The organism is Vibrio sp. AIC-3 (assembly GCF_013114515.1).
GTDB lineage: Bacteria > Pseudomonadota > Gammaproteobacteria > Enterobacterales > Vibrionaceae > Vibrio > Vibrio crassostreae_C.
Genome location: NZ_VTXG01000005.1, coordinates 1 through 20,882, shown reverse-complemented (window position 1 = coordinate 20,882; position 20,882 = coordinate 1). Strand labels below are relative to the sequence as shown.

Here is a 20,882-nt window from a genome sequence, read left to right as displayed (position 1 = left end):
GACAGGTTGATTTACTCGGTAGAACAAATCTAATAGAGAGATCTAACATTTGAGTGCTAGACTGATGTTTATCATACTTTTATCAGTCTTTTTCTATGCAAAAACTCACCTTCAAAGCATTTGGCCTACCTGTATCTTTTTACTTAACAATAGTATTTGGCCTACTGGTAACCCAAAGCGTTCTCGCCGCACCACCGAGCTCATTTTCCAAAGCAAAAAGAGAAGCGGTGAAGATTTACCTCGACCATCCGACTTCATTTTATTGCGGCTGTGACATTACTTGGAAGGACAAAAAGAAAGGCATTCCCGACCTTGATGGCTGTGGCTATCAAGTCCGAAAACAACAAAAGCGGGCGAGTCGAATTGAGTGGGAACACGTGGTTCCAGCTTGGCAATTTGGCCACCAGCGTCAGTGTTGGCAAGATGGTGGGCGCAAGAACTGCACTCGCAATGACAAAATATTCAAATCCATGGAAGCCGACCTTCACAACCTAACTCCGGCCATTGGCGAGGTTAACGGTGATCGCTCCAACTACAACTTCAGTCAGTGGAATGGCATGGATGGTGTGAGCTATGGTCAGTGTGAAATGCAGGTCAACTTCAAGCAGCGTAAAGTTATGCCGCCAGACAGAGCAAAAGGCTCTATCGCGCGTACTTACCTTTACATGAGCCAAGAGTATGGTTTCAAACTATCTAAGCAACAAACCAACCTAATGATGGCGTGGAACAAGCAATTTCCTGTCGACAAGTGGGAATGTACTCGTGATGAGCGAATCTATGCCATCCAAGGTAATCACAACCCATTTGTTTACCCTGCTTGTAAATAGCGTCGCTCGTACAATCAACATTCCTAACTATCTCAAACAAGAGTTTCAGAATTGCCCCTGAAACTCTTGCTCTACCCTTGTTTTTTCAACTAAAAGCATCCATGTTAGGCAGAGACAAAATACCCAAATGAACATATTTATAGGTTTACCAGCATGAGAATCCCTCGTATTCATCACCCAGAACGCATTCATCAGTTAGGTTCACTCGCTTTAGGCGAAGATGCCGCGGGTCATGTTGGTCGTGTCCTTCGCATGAAAGAAGGCCAAGAAGTCCTTCTATTTGATGGCAGTGGCGCTGAATTCCCTGCGACGATAGCCGAAGTATCAAAGAAAAATGTCACCGTTAATGTTTCTGAACGCATCGAACGCAGCAGCGAATCTCCGTTAGACTTACATTTAGGCCAAGTGATTTCACGTGGCGACAAAATGGAGTTCACGATTCAGAAATCGGTTGAGCTTGGTGTGAACACCATTACCCCTTTAATTTCAGAGCGCTGTGGCGTTAAGCTTGATACAAAACGCTTCGAGAAAAAACTCGCACAGTGGCAAAAGATTGCTATCGCGGCGTGTGAACAGTGTGGCCGCAATACGGTTCCAGTCATTCGCCCTATCATGCAACTTGAAGAGTGGTGTAGCGAACCGAGTGAAGCATTAAAGCTGAACTTACATCCTCGTGCAAAATACTCAATTAATACCCTTCCAGAACCTATCAGTAAGGTACGCCTATTGATCGGCCCTGAAGGTGGCTTGTCGGCTGAAGAAATCGGCATGACAGAACAATACAAATTTGAAGAGACGCTACTCGGCCCACGTGTACTTCGTACCGAAACAGCAGCTCTAACCGCAATTACTGCCTTACAAGTCCGTTTTGGCGATCTAGGCTAGGAGAAAAAAATGATCAAACTTGGCATCGTAATGGATCCAATTTCATCCATTAACATCAAAAAAGACTCTAGCTTTGCCATGATGCTTGAAGCTCAGCGTCGTGGTTACGAAATCCATTACATGGAAATGAATGATCTACATTTAGATCAAGGCGTAGCCATTGCTGACACTAAGGTTGTTGAACTAAAAGAAGATCCAAACGGTTGGTACGAGTTCAAATCAGAACAGACTATCGCGCTATCCGATTTAGATGCGGTACTAATGCGTAAAGATCCTCCGTTTGATACTGAGTACATCTACGCAACTTACATTCTTGAGCGTGCTGAAGAGAACGGCGCACTGATCGTCAACAAACCACAAAGCCTACGTGACTGTAACGAGAAGTTGTTCACGGCATGGTTCCCTGAACTGACACCGACCACCATCGTGACTCGTAAAGCTGAAAAAATTAAAGCGTTCCGAGAAGAACACGGCGACGTGATTCTAAAACCACTTGATGGCATGGGCGGCGCGTCTATCTTCCGTGTGAAAGAAGGCGATCCAAACGTATCAGTTATTATTGAAACCTTGACCAACCACGGTCAGAACTACGCAATGGCACAAACTTTTGTTCCAGACATCAGCAATGGTGATAAGCGTATTCTTGTGGTTGACGGTGAGCCAATGCCTTACTGTCTAGCGCGTATTCCTGCAAAAGGGGAAACTCGAGGTAACCTTGCTGCTGGCGGTACAGGTGAAGCTCGTCCTCTAAGTGAAACAGACTGGGCTATCGCAAGAGCAGTTGCTCCAGCACTGAAAGAGAAAGGCTTAATCTTTGTTGGGCTTGATGTTATCGGCGACAAGCTGACTGAAATTAACGTGACTAGCCCTACTTGTATCCGTGAAATTGAAGCCGCTTTTGATATTTCAGTTACAGGTAAATTAATGGATGCAATTGAGCGTCGCGTTAACGCTAAATAGCCTAAACTAAAGAAAGCCTTAGCTATTCGAAAACACAGAAATATCTAGGCAAAGAACAATGAGCGGCTTTACGCCGCTCTTTTTCCTTTACTGGGAACACACTGGCAGGAGGCTCTATGAATTTAACGAACCACTTTCTGGTTGCTATGCCCGGAATGAAAGACCCATACTTTCAAAATTCGGTGATTTACCTTTGTGAGCACAATGACGAAGGCGCGATGGGTTTGATGATCAACGCCCCTATCGATGTCACTGTCGGCAGCATGCTTAAACAAGTTAAGGTTGATTCTGAGCAGCCGAAATCCAACCAAGCAAGTCTTGATAAGCCAGTATTGAACGGTGGGCCGGTCGCAGAAGACCGTGGATTTATTTTGCACAAACCTAAAGGCAGCTATCAATCCAGCATCAACATGACAGATCAAATCTCGGTGACGACTTCAAAAGATATCTTGATGGTGTTGGGCACAGAAGATGAGCCGATGAATTATTTAGTCGCACTTGGGTATGCAGGATGGGAACCGGGACAACTGGAAACCGAACTGACCGAGAACTCATGGTTAACCGTTGAAGCCGATCCGAAGGTCATCTTCGATACACCGATTTCTGACCGCTGGAAAGTCGCCGTGCAGATGTTAGGAATAAATGCGGCTCAGCTTTCAGCAGACGCTGGCCACGCCTAGCTCAAATCAACTAAGTAAAATAAACAGACACTCTCAAACACAGATAAATTTGGAAACCCCATGTCACGAACAATTATGGCATTTGACTACGGTACAAAAAGTATCGGTAGTGCGATAGGACAAGAAATCACGGGCACCGCAAGCCCTCTAAAAGCTTTTAAAGCCAAAGATGGCATCCCAAATTGGGACGATATCGAAAAGCAAATTAAGGAGTGGCAGCCGAATCTTATCGTGGTTGGTCTTCCTACCGATCTTCATGGTAAAGATCTAGCCGCGATTACACCAAGGGCGAAGAAGTTTGCCAATCGCCTAAAAGGGCGCTTTGGTGTCGATGTTGAACTGCATGATGAAAGACTTTCTACGACAGAAGCAAGGGCCGACCTTTTTGAAATGGGCGGCTACAAAGCACTAAGTAAAGGTAATGTCGATAACCAGTCTGCAGTCGTCATTTTAGAGAGCTGGTTTGAAGCACAATATTCATAACGAAAATTAAGAGCTCAAAGATTAAACTCCTTTGTGATCCTATAATGATATTACGGCGTAATGTCGAAGCAATTCATTATTAGGTAAGTGGGAGTTCACATGAAAATTTTTCTAGCAATCTTCGTAGCTCTAGCAATATCAGCATGCAGTTCGACAAGCTCCTATAATGCAGGTTATATGAATCATACTTCGACTGACGCAGACGTAATCAGCGAGCCTAAGAACAAGAAGCGTTGATAATACAGACGCAGTCGAACGATGAATATGATGAACGCCTGATTTTAACCTAGAATCAAATCAGGCGTTTTTTATCACCCCATATCTATCTTCACACCAGCCAACGCCCCAGTTCCGTAGTCGTCATCACCACGTCTAGTTTTGAGCATTAAGCGCAAGTCATTAGCAGAATCGGCACTGTGGAACGCATCCTCTTCGCTGATCTTGCCTGCTATCACTAAATCATACAAAGCTTGGTCAAAGGTCTGCATACCTATCTCTTTCGATTTAGCCATGGTTGCTTTCAGTTCGTGTAGTTCACCACGACGAATCAAGTCAGAAACACGAGGGCTATTCAGCAGAATCTCGAATACACCATGACGCCCGCTGCCATTCTTGTCGCGAATGAGTTGCTGAGCGACGACACCACGCAGGTTCATCGATAGGTCAAACAAGAACTGTTCTTTCTGCTCTTTCGGCACCAAATGAAGAATACGCTCTAGCGCTTGGTTAGCGTTATTGGCGTGCAAGGTTGCCATACACAAGTGACCCGTTTCAGCAAAGGTCATCGCGTATTCCATGGTCTCACGGCTACGGATTTCGCCAATCAAGATCATGTCTGGTGCTTGGCGTAGCGAGTTCTTAAGCGCGACTTCGTAACTCTCGGTGTCGAGCCCGACCTCACGCTGCGTCACGATGCACTTTTTATGTTCGTGCACAAATTCAATAGGGTCTTCAACCGTCAAGATATGCCCCGAGCGGTTGGTATTGCGATAACCAGTCATCGCAGCCATTGAGGTCGATTTACCAGAGCCTGTCGCCCCAACCACCAACACAAGTCCGCGCTTAGCGATTGAAAGGTCCTGCAGTACATCTGGAAGCTTTAATTGCTCAAAGGTTGGGATGTTAGTCTCGATACGTCGAATGACCGCTCCAGGTAGCTCTCGTTGAAAGAATGCACTGACACGAAAACGCCCAAAGTCACGCACTATGGCAAAATTAGCCTCACGCGTTTGCTGATATTCATCACGTCGGTCTTGATCCATCATCGCATCAAGTAGTTGAGCGACCTGAACCAAATTCAGCTTCTCGCCTTGCGGTCGTAGTTCACCATCGACACGGAACAAGACAGGCGCATCGACAGTGATATAAAGATCGGACGCTTTTTGAGACAACATTCCCTCAAGGATTTGATTCAATTCCATTATGTGCACCTTGATTAAAACATTGAGGTTTCAATTTCGATTTTTTTCTCAACCTCTTCCGAATCAACCAAGCCTTGAGCCATCAGCTGCTTCGCGTTTTGTTCCATGGTCTGCATGCCGTGCGCTGCGCCCGTTTGAATGATCGAGTACATCTGAGCGACCTTGTCTTCGCGAATCAAGTTTCTGATCGCCGGTGTTGCCATCATGATTTCATGACACGCCACACGACCACCACCAACACGCTTTAGCAGCTTCTGGGCTATCACCGAGCGCAGTGATTCAGACAACATCGAACGAACCATATCTTTATCGCTACCTGGGAACACATCGATAATACGGTCGATCGTTTTAGCCGCAGAACTGGTGTGCAGAGTACCAAAGACCAAGTGACCCGTTTCTGCTGCGGTTAACGCTAAGCTAATCGTCTCTTGGTCACGAAGTTCACCAACCAGAATCACGTCTGGGTCTTCACGTAAGGCACTGCGCAGTGCCGCTTTAAAACTGTGAGTATCACGGTGAACTTCACGCTGGTTGACTAGGCATTTATTATTGGTGTGAACGAATTCAATCGGGTCTTCAATCGTCAGAATATGCTTATTGTGGTTGCGATTTACGTAATCAACCATCGCCGCAAGAGTCGTTGATTTACCAGAGCCAGTTGGACCAGTGACGAGCACTAACCCTTTTTCGTAGTTAGCAATCCTTTCGAAGATCTCAGGTGCACCTAACTGATCTAAAGTCGGGATTTCGACAGGGATAGTTCGAAAGACAGCTGAGCAGCCACGGGCTTGGTTAAACGCATTAACACGAAAGCGACCAACATTGGGTAATTCAAAAGAGAAGTCGACTTCCAGTTTTTCTTCAAACTCGCCGCGTTGTGAATCGCTCATGATCTCAAAAACCAAACGATGCACATCAGCATGACTCAAAGCTGGGATTCCAAGCTTCCTTACTTCACCATCTATACGTACCATTGGAGATACACCCGCAGAAAGATGTAGATCTGACGCGTTATGCTTTACACTAAAATCTAGTAACTCAGTGATATCCATTTATTTTCCCTTAAGTAAAGTCAGCTATGAGTAGTATTCAACAAAATATCGAACAAATCACCTCACAGATTCGTAGTGCTGAGCAAAAGTGCGGACGAGCTCCAGAGTCCGTGCAACTTTTAGCCGTCAGCAAAACTAAACCTATTGATGCGATTCTAGAAGCCGCACTCGGAGGCCAAGTTGCCTTTGGTGAAAACTATGTTCAAGAAGGTGTAGATAAAGTAAAACACTTTTCAGAACAACATTCTAACCTAAATTTAGAGTGGCATTTTATTGGTCCAATTCAATCCAATAAAACCCGCCCAATCGCGGAAAGATTTCAATGGGTGCATTCCGTCGATCGCGATAAGATCGCACAAAGGCTTAATGATCAACGACCAAGCGAACTTCCACCTTTGCAAGTGTTGATTCAGGTAAACACCAGTGGTGAAGAGTCCAAATCTGGAACCTCAGAAGAGACAGTTTTTGCACTCGCGGAGTTGATTTCATCGCTCCCCAACCTCACCTTAAGAGGATTGATGTCGATTCCTGCAAACGTATCTGACTATCAATCTCAGCTTAATGCATTTTCTCAACTGGCAGAGCTTAAAGACAAGCTAGCCGCGAAGTATTCAGACATTGATACCCTTTCGATGGGGATGAGTGGTGATATGGATGCAGCAGTTGAGGCTGGCAGCACAATGGTTCGTATTGGAACAGCTATTTTCGGCGCTCGTGATTACGCGAAATAGCCGTAGTAAGTAACGACAAGTACAAGTATTGATACCGCTTCGCCTTATCCGCGCAGCGACACGCTCAGGATTTTATATATGGTACATAAGAACATCGCCTTTATTGGGGCGGGAAACATGGTTCGCTCAATTGTAGCTGGCTTAGTTGCTAGTGGTTACCCAGCGCAAAAGATTACTGCGACAGCACCTTCAGAAACAAGAAGGCTGCCGTTAGAACAAGAATACGGCATCAATACCACCAGCGATAATATTGCAGCAGCAGAGCAAGCAGACGTTGTTGTGTTATCCGTGAAGCCACAAATGATGGCTGATGTATGTAAACCCTTACAAGATATCGACTTCAGCAACAAACTGGTTATCTCAATTGCCGCGGGTATTAATGCGAATCGACTTAATGAGATGTTAAACTGCCAACTGAACCTTGTTCGTGTGATGCCAAACACGCCATCACTGCTTGGTAAAGGGATGAGTGGTCTTTATGCCGATGCAACTGTCAGCCAAGATGATAAAGACTTTGCTTCTCAGCTGATGCAAGCTGTTGGTGAAGTAAGTTGGGTTGAACAAGAGTCTGGAATCAACAACATCATTGCGGCGGCGGGTAGCGCTCCGGCTTACTTCTTCCTGTTTATGGAAGCGATGCAAGCTGAAGCAATCAAGCAAGGTTTTGACCAAGAAACCGCTCGTAAGCTAGTGCAGCAGTCTGCATTAGGCGCGGCAGAGATGGTGGTAGCGAATCCAAATACTGAATTATCTATACTGCGTGAACAAGTGACATCAAAAGGCGGCACGACCGCAGAAGCACTGCGCACGTTTAACGAACATCAACTATCAGACATCGTAGCAAAAGCCATGCAAGCGGCGGTTGCTCGAGCTGAAGAGATGGAAAAACTGTTTTAAGCATTTTGTCGCTTCAATTTATACCTAAGCGACAAGTAAATCCGAAAAAGGAAACAATATGAACTCGATGAGCTTTCTGATCTCGACCGTTTTTGATCTTTACATCATGGTTGTGATCTTGCGTATCTGGCTACAAGCATCACGTGCAGATTTCTACAACCCATTCTCACAATTCATCGTAAAAGCGACACAACCGGTTGTTGCCCCACTACGCCGAGTTATTCCATCAATCGGCAGCCTTGATCTAGCGACCGTTGTTTTCGCTTATGTGCTGTGTGTACTTAAGTTCGTTGCTCTAAACCTGATTATCTCTGGCGGCGCTGCCGTTTTCGATATTAGCTTCCTGATCTTTGGTGCACTGTCTCTGCTCAAAGCGGCTGGTGGTTTGATCTTCTGGGTTCTACTTATCCGTGCAATCCTAAGCTGGGTAAGCCAAGGTCGTAGTCCAATCGAGTACGTATTCCATCAACTGACTGAACCAATGCTAGTGCCTATCCGCCGTATCCTTCCGGACATGGGTGGTTTCGACCTAAGCGTACTGGTTCTGTTCATTGTTCTGCAATTTGCGAACTTCCTAATGGGCGACATGATTGGCCCTATTTGGTATCAGCTATAATTCAAGTACAAACATCAGGTACTTTGACGATGCCAAAAGCGGTTTGGGCCGAGGAAGACGATATTCTTCTTAGGCTCTATATCCAACCCAAAGCAAGCCGAGACAAGATTGTTGGCTTGCATGGTGAGGAACTCAAAATTGCCATAACTGCTCCACCAGTAGATGGCAAAGCCAACGCCCACTTAGCGAAATACCTTGCGAAACAGTTTAAGGTCGCAAAAGGGCAAATTAAGATAGAAAAGGGAGATCTCGGTAGGCACAAGCAAGTTCGAATATGCTCGCCAAGCCAAATCCCAACTGAAGTCAAAGCCATCCTATGATGGCTTTTTGCTATTTATTGGAGTCATTATGCGTTTATGGATAACAGCACTACTCACCGCTCTTGTTGCCTTACCAAGCTCAGCAGGGCAATTTAAGAACATTAAGGATGTCGAGGTTCATTACTCGGCTTTTAATTCCACGTTCTTAACTTCGCAAGTCGCTAAGCAATACAAACTTAAGCGAAATGGATACTCAGCAATCCTCAACATCAGCGTGTTAGACAAGGCTTCTCTAGGCAAGCCTGCGACAACGGCTAAAATTACGGGAACAGCGAAGAACCTCGTTGGAAACACCCGTACTTTGAAGTTTCGAGAAATCAAAGAAGGCGATGCGATTTATTACCTTGCTGAGTTCCCCGTAACTCACGAAGAAAACATCACCTTCGACATCGATGTGAACGCAGGCCTAAAAGGCACTGGTCCACTGCGTTTCACACAGAAATTCTACATAGAAGAGTAAGCTCAAACCTTACTTTTCATTTATTAACTTATTTAGAGCTACATTCCCATGAGTAAGATTGTTTTAGCAACAGGCAACCAAGGTAAAGTTCGCGAGATGGCAGATATTCTGTCTGAGTTTGGTTTTGACGTTGTCGCGCAAAGTGAATTTAACGTTTCAGAAGTCGCTGAAACAGGAACGACTTTCATTGAAAATGCCATCATCAAGGCTCGCCATGCTGCGAAAGAGACAGGGCTGCCAGCGATTGCTGACGACTCAGGTTTAGAGGTTGATTTCCTTAAGGGTGCTCCGGGCATCTACTCAGCGCGCTACTCAGGTGAAGGGGCTACGGATAAGCAAAACATTGAAAAACTGCTTGATGCCATGCAAGGTGTGGAAACTGAAAAGCGTACCGCTCGTTTCCACTGTGTGTTGGTACTCATGCGTCACGAAAACGATCCAACACCATTGGTGTGTCACGGTAAATGGGAAGGTCGTATTCTGACGGAAGAGCACGGTGAGAATGGCTTTGGCTACGATCCTGTATTCTTTGTACCAGAAGATAACTGTGCATCTGCTGAACTCGAATCTACACGTAAAAAGCAGCTTTCACACCGCGGTAAAGCCCTTGCTTCACTATTCGAAGCAATCAAAGAGCAAGCTCTGTAATGCACGATACAGCGCTTATACCACCAGCACTTAGTCTCTATGTACACATCCCATGGTGTGTACAAAAGTGTCCATATTGTGATTTCAACTCACATGCTCTGAAAGCCGAGATTCCTGAAAAAGAATACATTGATGCTCTGCTTGAGGATCTCGATACTGATATCGAAAAATACCAACTCAATGACGCACCTCGTCCACTGCACTCGATCTTTATTGGTGGTGGTACTCCGAGCCTATTCTCTCCAGAAGGAATTGGTCGATTGCTGCAAGGTATTGAACAACGCATCCCGTTCAAACCGGAAATCGAGGTAACCATGGAAGCCAACCCTGGCACCATTGAAGCTGAGCGTTTTGCTGGTTATCAAAAAGCAGGGGTTAGTCGAATCTCGGTGGGCGTGCAAAGTTTTGAGCAAGAGAAACTGGAAAGACTTGGCCGTATTCATGGGCAAGATGAAGCGGTTAACGCCGCTCATTTAGCACATAAAATCGGATTAAATAGCTTCAACCTAGATCTAATGCACGGCTTACCGGATCAAAGCATTGATCAGGCCTTGGCTGATTTGGACAAAGCGATCGAGCTCGATCCTCCACACTTATCTTGGTATCAGCTAACAATAGAACCTAACACCATGTTCTATTACAAAACGCCAAAGCTACCTGACGATGATGACCTTTGGGATATTTTCGACTTGGGTCATAAGAAACTCGCAGACGCAGGCTATGTGCAGTACGAAATTTCAGGCTACAGCAAGCCCGGCTATCAGTGTCAGCATAACCTTAACTATTGGCGCTTTGGCGACTACCTAGGTATTGGCTGCGGCTCTCATGGCAAGCTGAGTTTTGCTGATGGACGAATCATTCGAACGACTAAGGTTAAACACCCTAGAGGCTATTTGGCGGCTTACCAGAATATGGTGAAGCCTTATATTTCGGATGAATTTGAAGTAGCAAATGAAGATCGCCCTTTTGAGTTTTTCATGAACCGTTTCAGGCTGATGGAAGCATGCCCTAAGCAAGATTTCATTGATACGACAGGACTTGGTTTTGACGCTGTTCAGCCAACAATTGAGTGGGCAAAAGATCTAGGTTACTTGAGCGAAACCGACACTCATTGGCAGATCACAGAAAAAGGTAAGTTGTTCCTAAACGATTTGCTAGAAGCCTTCATGGCTGAAGAAGACGAATAACCTAGAACCTGCAAAAAAGCCTCTCATCAACGAGAGGCTTTTTATAGAAATCAGCATACCGAAAGTACTAAAAAATCGAACGACCAATACGTTCTGAAAGCAGCTCGAGAGCCTTAGTGCCAGCAAGAGAGTTACCAGACGGATCAAGCTCTGGAGACCACACAGCAATCGTCATTTCACCAGGAACGATAGCGATAATCCCGCCACCTACTCCCGATTTGCCCGGCATGCCGACGCGATAAGCAAACTCACCTGCGCCATCATACAAACCACAAGTTGCAAGCAAAGCATTCAGCTGCTTGGTCTGTACCGGCGTGATGATCTCTTTCTTAGTCTGTACTGACACACCTTTGTTCGCTAAGTAGCTAAAGGTTTTCGCCAAATCCACACAAGTCATCTTAAGTGCACAAGCATGGAAGTAATTATTGAGTACAGGGATAACATCGTTCTCAAAATTACCAAATGAACGCATCAAGTACGCGATAGCGGCATTACGGTCGCTATGCATCATTTCTGAAGCTGCTACTACCTTGTCGTACACAATATGAGTATCGCCCGATAACTGACGCACAAACTCCAATAAACGCTGTCTTGGTGCTGACAAGCGGCTTTGTAGTAGGTCTGCAACAACAATTGCACCAGCGTTGATGAACGGGTTACGAGGAATCCCATGTTCCATCTCAAGCTGAATCATCGAGTTAAAGGCCTGCCCTGAAGGCTCTTTACCTACACGCTGCCAAATCTCTTCCGGCTTATAGAGCACCATTGCTAACGTCAAACTCAAAGCCTTAGAGATAGATTGTACAGAGAAGGCTTCCTCTGCATCACCAGCTTGAATCACTTCTCCTTCATTGGTGTACACCGCGATCGCCAGTTTCTGGTTCGATACACGCGCTAATGCAGGAATATAATCAGCGACCTTTCCCTGACCAATTAAAGGGCGAACTTCTTCTAAGATCTCGGCCAAAATAGCTTGAGTTGGTTTCATGTGTGCTTACTTCTATATTGTTATTTTTGTAGGGATGTAACATATACCAATCGTAGTAAATAACGGCTCACTCTAGCTTGTTAAAATGCTCGATAACTGCGTTAGAGTTTTTGATTGTAGAGTAACTACTTATCGAAAAATGCTGCCTTGTTCTCAAGCCTTTTTCCTACGCTATTTCTGATCACTTACTTACTGTGATTGGTATTACTTTCTGTCGTTAAGCCTTTACTGAAATAAAAGCCTAAGGACAAAAAAGCCAACACTACAATAATGTTGGCTTTTATCAATCCCACAAAGTGTAAGGTTAAGATCCTAATCAAATCTCACCTTATATTTGTTGATGTTCAGAATTACTTAGTACGCTTGTACTTAATATCCCAAACGCCATGACCTAAACGGTGGCCACGTGCTTCAAATTTAGTCAGTGGACGCTCATCCGGGCGAGGAATGTAATCACCATCTTCAGCGATATTCTCGAAACCTGGTGCAGCATTCATTACTTCAATCATGTGCTCTGCGTAGTTTTCCCAGTCAGTTGCCATGTGGAAAATACCAGTTTCAAGGTGTAGCTTAGCGCGCACCATTTCAGCGAATTCAGCTTTAACGATACGACGCTTGTGGTGACGAGCTTTGTGCCATGGGTCAGGGAAAAACAGTTGCAGTGTATGCAGGCTGCTATCTGGAATCATGTGTTCAAATACTTCTACAGCATCGTGACACATTACACGTAGGTTAGTTACGCCAGCATCGCGCGCAGTACCCAAACAAGCACCAACACCTGGGCTGTGAACTTCAATACCTAAGAAGTTCTTCTCAGGTGCGTTCTTTGCCATTTCAACCAGTGATGCACCCATACCGAAGCCAATCTCTAGTACAACTGGGTTATCGTTGCCAAATACTTCTTTCCAGTTAAGAAGCTCTGGGTTGTAGTCGATACCCATTGTTGGCCAACATTCATTCATCGCGTTCTCTTGGCCTTTTGTTAAGCGGCCTTCGCGGCGAACAAAACTACGGATCTTACGAACCAGTTTGCCGTCTTCAGTATATTCGTTAGTGGTCACTTCACTCATTGATTTTTGCCTGCACATTGATTAATCAAAGCGGGGATTATCCAAAGAATTGCCTTCGGTGCAAGTCTTTCCGTGGATAAATTCCCACACAATTTGTCTGTTTTACATCCAACGTTAAGTGTGGTGCAATTTCGCTTCTAATAATAGCAAAGCATAGAGCATGTCGTGACTCCTTTCGCAACCGCCATATTAAAGTGGTATGACGCCTACGGGCGTAAAGAATTGCCTTGGCAACAAAACAAAACCGCCTACACCGTTTGGCTATCTGAAATCATGCTTCAGCAGACTCAGGTTGCTACGGTGATTCCATACTACCAACGCTTCTTAGAACGCTTTCCAACGGTTATCGACCTAGCGAACGCCGAACAAGATGAGGTACTCCACTTATGGACAGGGCTTGGTTATTACGCACGAGCTCGCAATCTACATAAAGCAGCCAAGATCGTTGCTGAGCAATATGGTGGTGAATTTCCGCTGTCTATCGAAGAGATGAACGCGCTACCGGGGATTGGTCGCTCAACAGCAGCAGCCGTCTTATCATCGGTTCATAAACTTCCTCATGCGATTCTTGATGGCAATGTAAAACGAACGCTTGCGAGAAGTTTTGCCGTTGAAGGTTGGCCGGGGCAAAAGAAAGTCGAAAACCAGCTTTGGGAACACGCCGAAGCACATACTCCGAACAAAGATGTCGATAAGTACAACCAAGCAATGATGGACATGGGTGCCATGGTTTGTACCCGTAGCAAGCCTAAGTGCACCTTGTGCCCGATTGAAAGCATGTGTGAGGCCAAGAAGCTCGATAGACAGCTCGACTTCCCTGGCAAAAAGCCTAAGAAAGAAAAGCCAGTAAAAGACACATGGTTTGTGATTCTGTATCACGACAACCAAGTGTGGCTCGAACAGCGCCCTCAATCTGGTATCTGGGGCGGATTGTTTTGTTTCCCTCAAAATGAAAACGCAGAGATCGAACATCAACTAGATCTTCGTTCGATCAAAGACACTCAAACCAATTCGATCAAGACCATGATTGCGTTTAGACACACTTTCAGCCACTACCACTTAGATATCACGCCAGTATTAGTGAAATTAGATAAACAACCAGATTTGATAATGGAAGGGGCTAAAGGTCTCTGGTATAACTTATCAAAACCGGAAGAAATTGGCCTAGCCGCTCCTGTAAAGCAGCTTATTGAGAGCCTACCCTTTGAACTGAACGACGACGTTTGAATCAACGAACGCGATAAGAGGAACCACTATGAGCCGCACTGTATTTTGTGCTCGCCTTCAAAAAGATGCTGAAGGCCTAGATTTTCAACTTTACCCAGGTGACTTAGGTAAGCGTATCTTTGACAACGTGTCTAAAGAAGCTTGGGGACAATGGCAAAGCAAGCAAACTATGCTTATCAATGAAAAGAAGCTAAACATGATGGATCCTGAGCATCGTAAACTTCTTGAAACTGAGATGGTTAACTTCCTTTTTGAAGGTAAAGATGTCGTAATTGATGGCTATACTCCACCAAGCGAATAAGACATTTATTTAAGCAATTTTTAATGACATCATGGTTAACGCTGCGATGTCATTTTTGTATGAGGAACTATGAAAAAGCTAAGTTACTTCCTAACAGCCATGTTATTAACTGGCTGCAGCCGTGAATTTGTCGAAAGCATTTATGATGTCAATTACGAGCCAACCAACCGGTTTGTGAAGAATTTAGCTGAGCTACCCGGACAATTTGAAAAAGATACCGGGGCGCTAGATTCATTAATAGATAGCTTTTCAGGCAACATTCAAAAACGTTGGGGTAGCAGTGAAATCAAGATAGCAGGTAAGAGTAACTATGTGAAATACATAGATAATTACTTAAGTCGTTCAGAAGTGAATTTTAGCCAAGGCCTGATAACGGTGGAAACGGTTTCCTCTACCGAACCGAAAAAACACCTCAAAAATGCGATCATGACGACCCTTTTGACGCCAGATGATCCGGCGCATGTCGATCTATTCTCTTCTAAAAGCATCAAGCTAGAAGGCAAACCTTTCCTCTATAATCAGGTCGTAGACCAAGAAAAAAAGCCCATTCAATGGACTTGGCGAGCGAACCAGTTTGCGGATTACCTGATCGCGAATAACCTAAAAACCAAAGAAGTCGACTTTAAAAAAGCCTACTACGTTGAAATCCCAATGGTGGCCGACCACGCTAGCCAGCGTAGTTATCAATATGCCGACATCGTTCGACGAGCGTCTCAGCGTTATGACATCCCTGAAGATTTAATCTACGCTATCATCAAGACAGAGAGTAGCTTCAACCCGTACGCCGTAAGCTGGGCTAATGCTTATGGTCTTATGCAGGTGGTACCTAAAACCGCTGGTCGAGATGTATTTGAACACGTCAAAAAGAAACCTGGTGAACCAAGCCCTGAGTACTTATTCAATCCAGAAAACAACATTGATGCTGGCACCGCATACTTTTACATCCTTAAAAATCGTTATTTGAAAGACGTAAAAAACCCATTAACGCTTGAATACAGTATGATTTCAGCCTATAACGGCGGTACTGGTGGCGTACTCAATACCTTCAGTAAGGACAGAAAGCGAGCAATGCAAGACTTAAACTCGCTGCAACCGAGCCAAGCCTACTGGGCGCTTACCAAGAAGCATCCAAATAAAGAGTCGCGCCGATACCTCGAAAAAGTAACGCAATTCAAAAAAGAATTTAACCAAGGTAAAACATAACCCTCACTTTTGAATAAAAAAACAACGAACGAACGGTTTTTTTAATTATTTTCAAAAAAGGAGTTGACGGTTATGCAGAAAATCCGTTTAATAGCGCTCCGTTGCCCGGATAGCTCAGTCGGTAGAGCAGAGGATTGAAAATCCTCGTGTCGGTGGTTCGATTCCGCCTCCGGGCACCACAATTTGATTTGTTGGTGTCAACACTCTTTAACAGGGAGTAACAACACGGACAAAAGCATAAAGAATTTAGTGTGCCGACTTAGCTCAGTAGGTAGAGCAACTGACTTGTAATCAGTAGGTCATAGTCGGCACCATTCTTTTGCCTCGATAGCTCAGTCGGTAGAGCAGCGGATTGAAAATCCGCGTGTCGGTGGTTCGATTCCGCCTCGAGGCACCATTATTTGGTGCTTAACAAATAATGGTCTTTATAGACCTGATGTTGACACAAATAATTCCCCTTTAGTTCAGTTGGTAGAACGGCGGACTGTTAATCCGTATGTCGCAAGTTCAAGTCTTGCAAGGGGAGCCACATTCAAGAAAGCCAAGTCGAAAGACTTGGCTTTTTTTCGTTTGAACAAAAACAAACTCTATTCAATATACACATCAGCTCCTCACTAACTCTTAATCAGTCTCGATAAATTGAGTTATCTCCTTTTAGTACTCTTACTACAACAGTTGATTCTAAGTTCTATAAAGCATATCCACTACAACAGAACCAACGCCTTATAAAGTTCATGACCCGCTAATATTCACATTAAAACAAATAGAACCAAGTCCTGTTACTTTTTTTTCTTCGAAAATTTAATCCCTATCATACTTTGATGTCTTTCTAATATCTGCCTTACACCACTTAGATTAAGATTCGATGAATTATACCTAATACTAATTATTGAATCGCTGCGCGGGGAAATATGAAACTAAAAACGCAAGCTTACTTATTATCGGGCATCATCTTGATCGCCCTGCTAGCACTGACGGCTACAGGCTTATGGACCTTAAGAGTTGCTAGCAACATGGACAACAAAGCTCGCGTAACAGAGCTGTTTAAGAGCGCATACAGCATTCTTACTGAAGTCGAAAAAATGGCTATTGATGGCACACTAGAAGAAGAGCAAGCCAAGCAACTAGCTACTCGCCTTCTACGCAACAACATCTATAAAGATAATGAATATGTTTACGTAGCCGATGAGAACATGACGTTTATCGCGACACCATTAGATCCTCAACTGCACGGAACCAGTTTTAACGACTTTAAAGATGGCGACGGCAATAGTGTTGGGCAGCTAATCCAAAGAGTACTTGGTAATCGTACTGGCGAGATCATTGAGTACACCTGGACACAAAAACTGCCAGATGGAACGATTGAAGAAAAACTGTCTATTGCAGAGAAAACGCCACATTGGGGTTGGGTTGTCGGCACTGGTATCGGGTTCAATGAAGTTAACGCTCGTTTTTGGTCTACTGCTCAATGGCAGCTATTCCTTTGTGTCGTGATTGCTGGTCTTATTCTGGCGAGCCTAATTGTATCCATTAAACGCATGCTAGCGCTTCTTGGCGGCGAACCTAAAGACGTACGAGAAGCAGTACAAGCCGTAGCACAAGGTCGAATTCAAACCTCTTTCGAAACTCAGGCAATTGACGGCAGTATCTATCACGCCGTACAACAAATGAGTAAGTCATTGGCTGAGCTAGTATCAAACCTTGGCGCTTCAATGCTGGCATTAAGAGGCGAACTGCAGCGCGTAGAAGATCGCGCTGGGTCAATTGGTCAACTGACAGACACCCAACAGAAATCAACAGAGATGATCGCGACAGCAATGACCGAGATGGCCTCTTCAGCCAATAACGTAGCTGCTTCAGCTAGCGATACCGCGCGCAACACCGACGAGGCCGACAAACAGAGCCAGCATACCCAACAACTCATTCACAACACAGTAGATAACATTCAAGGCTTAGCAGGCCAACTAGGCACAGCAAGCGAAGCTGTCGCTAACCTAGATAACGATGTAAACAACATTGCAAAAGTATTGGATGTGATTGGTGATATAGCGGAGCAAACTAACCTATTGGCACTAAATGCAGCCATTGAAGCAGCTCGAGCTGGCGAACAAGGTCGTGGATTTGCTGTTGTAGCAGATGAGGTTCGTAACCTTGCAGGCAGAACACAATCGAGCACAAAAGAAATCCAATTAATGATTAATAACCTTCAAGAGGGATCTCGCAACGCAATTCAAACCATGGAAGTGTGTGCCGCGACCAGTGAAAGCACCGTAACAGAGTCTCAAAACGCCTCTGAAGCACTACAACAGATTGTTGTCGCATTAGAGTCCATTTCATCAATGAGTCATCAAATCGCAACAGCGGCCGCTGAGCAGACTCAGGTGAGCGATGATATATCGAAGCGTATCAATATGATCGAAGAGAGCGGTAACCAACTGAGCAATGTCGTAACAGAAAGTCATAACAGCACCCAAACTCTTGCCTCTCTTTCCAACGAATTAGAAGCTTGGGTTAATAGGTTTGAAGTAAAACACTAAACTCCCTAGAAAATTTTCAAATAAAAAAGCACGTTTTCATACGTGCTTTTTTTATTTCGGCGCCCATTCAGTGTAGTTAACCGTAGTTTTACTATCTTTTAGGGCATGCTAGACCTAGGTTTTTCACCCCAAATGAGCAAAAACAACCCACTAAGTATAGAAAAACATCAAACGATACTTTTTTTGCAATTTAATGTTGACCCAGAACGCGAAAACACGTTTAATACACCTCGTCGCCCGGATAGCTCAGTCGGTAGAGCAGAGGATTGAAAATCCTCGTGTCGGTGGTTCGATTCCGCCTCCGGGCACCACAATTTATTTGTTGGTGTCTTAGACAACAACAGTAAAGCACAAAGAAATATTATGTGCCGACTTAGCTCAGTAGGTAGAGCAACTGACTTGTAATCAGTAGGTCACCAGTTCGACTCCGGTAGTCGGCACCATTTCTTTAAAGCTTTAAGAATAATTCCCCTTTAGTTCAGTTGGTAGAACGGCGGACTGTTAATCCGTATGTCGCAAGTTCAAGTCTTGCAAGGGGAGCCAAGTTAATCATCAAGCATAAGCTTTTTGATTCATGATGCCGACTTAGCTCAGTAGGTAGAGCAACTGACTTGTAATCAGTAGGTCACCAGTTCGATTCCGGTAGTCGGCACCATTCTCTTGATTAGAGACTAAACAATCAATTCCCCTTTAGTTCAGTTGGTAGAACGGCGGACTGTTAATCCGTATGTCGCAAGTTCAAGTCTTGCAAGGGGAGCCAATTAAAAAAAGCCGCATCATTGATGCGGCTTTTTTGCATCTAAAGATCCTAACTTATTAATACAACTACCCTCACCTTTCAAATACCATATTCAATTCAGAAACCAACCGTTTTTATATCCTTCCAAAGCTACAAATCTTCGCTACTTAATGCTCTTCAAAATCTCCCAACAACAAACGACACATTCACGTAAGAGTCAGTCACAGTACGTTGCTACTCATTTTATTGACTAGGAGATCGGTTGAAAAAATCAATACTAAGTTTGGAGGTAAGAAAGCTAAATAACGAATCAAGTAAGCGCTGAAAAGCTCTGTAAGACACTTCAATCCAAATTGATACACAGATTACTCTTTATCAAAACTATCCACTACAATAGCGCCCATAGAGGCTGGCATTGAAATAACAATCACTCTTTTGATCGATACGACGGGATCACTCAATAGAGGTAATTTGTCCAGGCAAGTCAGTACCAAAGCAACGACCAATGCCGTCATAACATAAGCAATCACTATTCTGAAAATAAACACCGGCAACCGAGCAACAACATCTTTTTGAAAGACACTCTCATACGTATAGAAGCCTAAGAACACCGCAGACAGTAAAAATAGCAGCAATAGATTAGCGGTAGGTAAAGTCTCCCCTAACTTCCAAGCCTCTTCAGAAAAAGAAATCGGCACGGCCAAGGCAAAAGATCCCACAAAGATCTGGCTCGCATCTTCAAAGTTAAAACTCAATTTCATAATTCGACCCATTAGGTTTAAGGCTTTATCTAATTCTGAAAAGAATCACAAAACTATCCGCCGATGATTTGGGGGATTTTTATTTCTACTAAGCAAACAGTAGTGACCTTCTAGCTTCATCTTAGTCGCAATAACCAAAACATAGCTTGAACTAACCAGCAAGAAATCAATATGCTCAGAGCAAAACGGTCAACACGACTGATTAATATCGAGTCAACAAACACATCAAAATCGAAGACAGAGTGGTAACCCCTAATATACCAGCACCTAGAACCAAAGAATCTAAATCCGCAGGGTGATAAACGTCACTTCACGAATACGAGGGATGCTCTATTTCTTAGCTTATATACCCCTCAGGCACCACTTGGGAACACACTTAGCGACTCTCACCTTTAAGCTGAATCTAGCCTACTTCCACCCTTTGAAGTACTTAGAACGAGTCGCTCAATACCATCGAGAGTGGTTTTAAGCTCAATGCATAACAAGAGACATTAAGTCGACTCATTATGAGCTCTAGCGTTCTTAAGAGAAGCCTCCATGATAGAGCCCTAATTACACGTATCCTATAGATTCACAGATAGAGCAGAAGTCAGATTTCGTAGCCGAAAGGCTGTTAACTAATACTGAGAGCCGCTCACTTAATAAAGGAAACATCTACAGCGCGTATGGCTCGAGTATCTGAATGCTAAACTTAAAGCTATATACGTTTGAAATAATGCTCGAGTCACCTCACAGCTGGAATCAGAAATAATGTAGTCGTAATCATGAGTTGGTTTGAGGAACACCTAATACCAATTAAAGTAAAAATGTGATCTAATTAAGATTGATGAATTATTGTGAAATTTAGCCATGGATAGCCTTAATAACACTGACTTCAAAAAGCTTGCGA

22 protein-coding genes and 9 tRNA genes are annotated in these 20,882 nt (G+C 44.2%); 26 read left to right on the top strand and 5 right to left on the bottom strand.

Going from position 1 to position 20,882, the window contains the following annotated elements:
* Positions 1–95: 95 nt before the first annotated feature.
* The 6 genes from F0229_RS05315 to F0229_RS05290 all read left to right on the top strand — a co-directional run bounded on the left by F0229_RS05315 (position 96) and on the right by F0229_RS05290 (position 4,072).
* Complete coding sequence (locus F0229_RS05315; protein ID WP_017063198.1) at positions 96–827, top strand: endonuclease; 732 nt, start codon at positions 96–98, stop codon at positions 825–827.
* A gap of 153 nt (positions 828–980) precedes the next feature.
* On the top strand, positions 981–1,712 hold the full coding sequence (gene rsmE / locus F0229_RS05310) for a 16S rRNA (uracil(1498)-N(3))-methyltransferase (RefSeq protein WP_017062238.1): 732 nt from the start codon (positions 981–983) through the stop codon (positions 1,710–1,712).
* 9 nt (positions 1,713–1,721) lie between these two features.
* On the top strand, positions 1,722–2,672 hold the full coding sequence (gshB, locus tag F0229_RS05305) for a glutathione synthase (protein WP_054547450.1): 951 nt from the start codon (positions 1,722–1,724) through the stop codon (positions 2,670–2,672).
* A 116-nt stretch (positions 2,673–2,788) separates the two neighbouring features.
* A complete protein-coding gene (locus F0229_RS05300) occupies positions 2,789–3,352 on the top strand; it encodes a YqgE/AlgH family protein (RefSeq protein ID WP_102394125.1) in 564 nt (187 codons plus the stop codon).
* Between the two features lie 60 nt (positions 3,353–3,412).
* Complete coding sequence (gene ruvX, locus F0229_RS05295) at positions 3,413–3,835, top strand: Holliday junction resolvase RuvX (protein ID WP_004735480.1); 423 nt, start codon at positions 3,413–3,415, stop codon at positions 3,833–3,835.
* Positions 3,836–3,934: 99 nt separating this feature from the next.
* On the top strand, positions 3,935–4,072 hold the full coding sequence (locus F0229_RS05290; protein ID WP_171732409.1) for a hypothetical protein: 138 nt from the start codon (positions 3,935–3,937) through the stop codon (positions 4,070–4,072).
* A 74-nt stretch (positions 4,073–4,146) separates the two neighbouring features.
* On the opposite strand, the gene F0229_RS05285 is transcribed toward F0229_RS05290, so the two are convergent.
* Positions 4,147–5,256 carry a PilT/PilU family type 4a pilus ATPase gene (locus F0229_RS05285; RefSeq protein ID WP_171732408.1) on the bottom strand — a complete coding sequence of 370 codons (1,110 nt, stop codon included), beginning with the start codon at positions 5,254–5,256 and terminating at the stop codon, positions 4,147–4,149.
* 14 nt (positions 5,257–5,270) lie between these two features.
* Positions 5,271–6,308 carry a type IV pilus twitching motility protein PilT gene (locus tag F0229_RS05280; protein WP_017062242.1) on the bottom strand — a complete coding sequence of 346 codons (1,038 nt, stop codon included), beginning with the start codon at positions 6,306–6,308 and terminating at the stop codon, positions 5,271–5,273.
* 26 nt (positions 6,309–6,334) lie between these two features.
* Here F0229_RS05280 and F0229_RS05275 point away from each other — a divergent pair, with 26 nt between their 5' ends.
* The 7 genes from F0229_RS05275 (at position 6,335) to hemW (ending at position 11,167) form a co-directional block, all read left to right on the top strand.
* Positions 6,335–7,039 (top strand): YggS family pyridoxal phosphate-dependent enzyme, encoded by a 705-nt coding sequence (locus tag F0229_RS05275; RefSeq protein ID WP_171732407.1) that lies wholly within the window; start codon positions 6,335–6,337, stop codon positions 7,037–7,039.
* A gap of 78 nt (positions 7,040–7,117) precedes the next feature.
* Positions 7,118–7,936, top strand: coding sequence for a pyrroline-5-carboxylate reductase (gene proC, locus F0229_RS05270; RefSeq protein ID WP_171732406.1), 819 nt, complete (start codon positions 7,118–7,120; stop codon positions 7,934–7,936).
* A 58-nt stretch (positions 7,937–7,994) separates the two neighbouring features.
* A complete protein-coding gene (locus tag F0229_RS05265; protein WP_017067798.1) occupies positions 7,995–8,552 on the top strand; it encodes a YggT family protein in 558 nt (185 codons plus the stop codon).
* Positions 8,553–8,581: 29 nt separating this feature from the next.
* Positions 8,582–8,872, top strand: a complete 291-nt coding sequence (gene yggU / locus F0229_RS05260; protein WP_102427900.1) for a DUF167 family protein YggU — start codon at positions 8,582–8,584, stop codon at positions 8,870–8,872.
* A gap of 28 nt (positions 8,873–8,900) precedes the next feature.
* Positions 8,901–9,332: a DUF4426 domain-containing protein gene (locus F0229_RS05255; RefSeq protein WP_017062246.1), complete on the top strand. Its 432-nt coding sequence runs from the start codon at positions 8,901–8,903 to the stop codon at positions 9,330–9,332.
* A 48-nt stretch (positions 9,333–9,380) separates the two neighbouring features.
* Positions 9,381–9,980, top strand: a complete 600-nt coding sequence (locus F0229_RS05250) for an XTP/dITP diphosphatase (protein ID WP_146490584.1) — start codon at positions 9,381–9,383, stop codon at positions 9,978–9,980.
* The gene (hemW, locus tag F0229_RS05245; protein WP_171732405.1) at positions 9,980–11,167 is read left to right on the top strand and encodes a radical SAM family heme chaperone HemW; all 1,188 of its coding nucleotides are present in this window, start codon (positions 9,980–9,982) and stop codon (positions 11,165–11,167) included. Before F0229_RS05250 ends, hemW begins: the two co-directional genes overlap by 1 nt.
* Before the next feature lie 67 nt (positions 11,168–11,234).
* On the opposite strand, the gene glsB is transcribed toward hemW, so the two are convergent.
* Both glsB and trmB read right to left on the bottom strand, forming a co-directional pair.
* The gene (gene glsB / locus F0229_RS05240; RefSeq protein WP_008223607.1) at positions 11,235–12,155 is read right to left on the bottom strand and encodes a glutaminase B; all 921 of its coding nucleotides are present in this window, start codon (positions 12,153–12,155) and stop codon (positions 11,235–11,237) included.
* Positions 12,156–12,505: 350 nt separating this feature from the next.
* On the bottom strand, positions 12,506–13,225 hold the full coding sequence (gene trmB / locus F0229_RS05235) for a tRNA (guanosine(46)-N7)-methyltransferase TrmB (RefSeq protein WP_004738956.1): 720 nt from the start codon (positions 13,223–13,225) through the stop codon (positions 12,506–12,508).
* Positions 13,226–13,390: 165 nt separating this feature from the next.
* Between trmB and mutY the strand changes: the two genes are divergently transcribed.
* The 13 genes from mutY (at position 13,391) to F0229_RS05170 (ending at position 19,253) form a co-directional block, all read left to right on the top strand.
* Positions 13,391–14,452 (top strand): A/G-specific adenine glycosylase, encoded by a 1,062-nt coding sequence (mutY, locus tag F0229_RS05230; protein ID WP_065584120.1) that lies wholly within the window; start codon positions 13,391–13,393, stop codon positions 14,450–14,452.
* A 28-nt stretch (positions 14,453–14,480) separates the two neighbouring features.
* On the top strand, positions 14,481–14,753 hold the full coding sequence (locus F0229_RS05225; RefSeq protein ID WP_010435637.1) for an oxidative damage protection protein: 273 nt from the start codon (positions 14,481–14,483) through the stop codon (positions 14,751–14,753).
* Positions 14,754–14,822: 69 nt separating this feature from the next.
* Positions 14,823–15,956, top strand: a complete 1,134-nt coding sequence (gene mltC, locus F0229_RS05220; RefSeq protein ID WP_017063191.1) for a membrane-bound lytic murein transglycosylase MltC — start codon at positions 14,823–14,825, stop codon at positions 15,954–15,956.
* Between the two features lie 103 nt (positions 15,957–16,059).
* A tRNA-Phe gene (locus F0229_RS05215) sits at positions 16,060–16,135 on the top strand.
* Between the two features lie 74 nt (positions 16,136–16,209).
* A tRNA-Thr gene (locus F0229_RS05210) sits at positions 16,210–16,270 on the top strand.
* Between the two features lie 7 nt (positions 16,271–16,277).
* Positions 16,278–16,353, top strand: a tRNA-Phe gene (locus F0229_RS05205).
* Between the two features lie 56 nt (positions 16,354–16,409).
* Positions 16,410–16,485: transfer RNA gene (locus F0229_RS05200), tRNA-Asn, on the top strand.
* A gap of 382 nt (positions 16,486–16,867) precedes the next feature.
* Positions 16,868–18,493: a methyl-accepting chemotaxis protein gene (locus F0229_RS05195; protein WP_171732404.1), complete on the top strand. Its 1,626-nt coding sequence runs from the start codon at positions 16,868–16,870 to the stop codon at positions 18,491–18,493.
* Between the two features lie 235 nt (positions 18,494–18,728).
* A tRNA-Phe gene (locus tag F0229_RS05190) sits at positions 18,729–18,804 on the top strand.
* Positions 18,805–18,860: 56 nt separating this feature from the next.
* Positions 18,861–18,936, top strand: a tRNA-Thr gene (locus F0229_RS05185).
* 24 nt (positions 18,937–18,960) lie between these two features.
* Positions 18,961–19,036 (top strand) — tRNA-Asn (locus F0229_RS05180).
* Between the two features lie 36 nt (positions 19,037–19,072).
* Positions 19,073–19,148 (top strand) — tRNA-Thr (locus F0229_RS05175).
* 29 nt (positions 19,149–19,177) lie between these two features.
* Positions 19,178–19,253: transfer RNA gene (locus tag F0229_RS05170), tRNA-Asn, on the top strand.
* A 344-nt stretch (positions 19,254–19,597) separates the two neighbouring features.
* Here the strand turns inward: F0229_RS05170 and F0229_RS05165 are convergent.
* Positions 19,598–19,993, bottom strand: a complete 396-nt coding sequence (locus F0229_RS05165) for a DUF2391 family protein (protein ID WP_017060180.1) — start codon at positions 19,991–19,993, stop codon at positions 19,598–19,600.
* Positions 19,994–20,882: the final 889 nt, after the last annotated feature.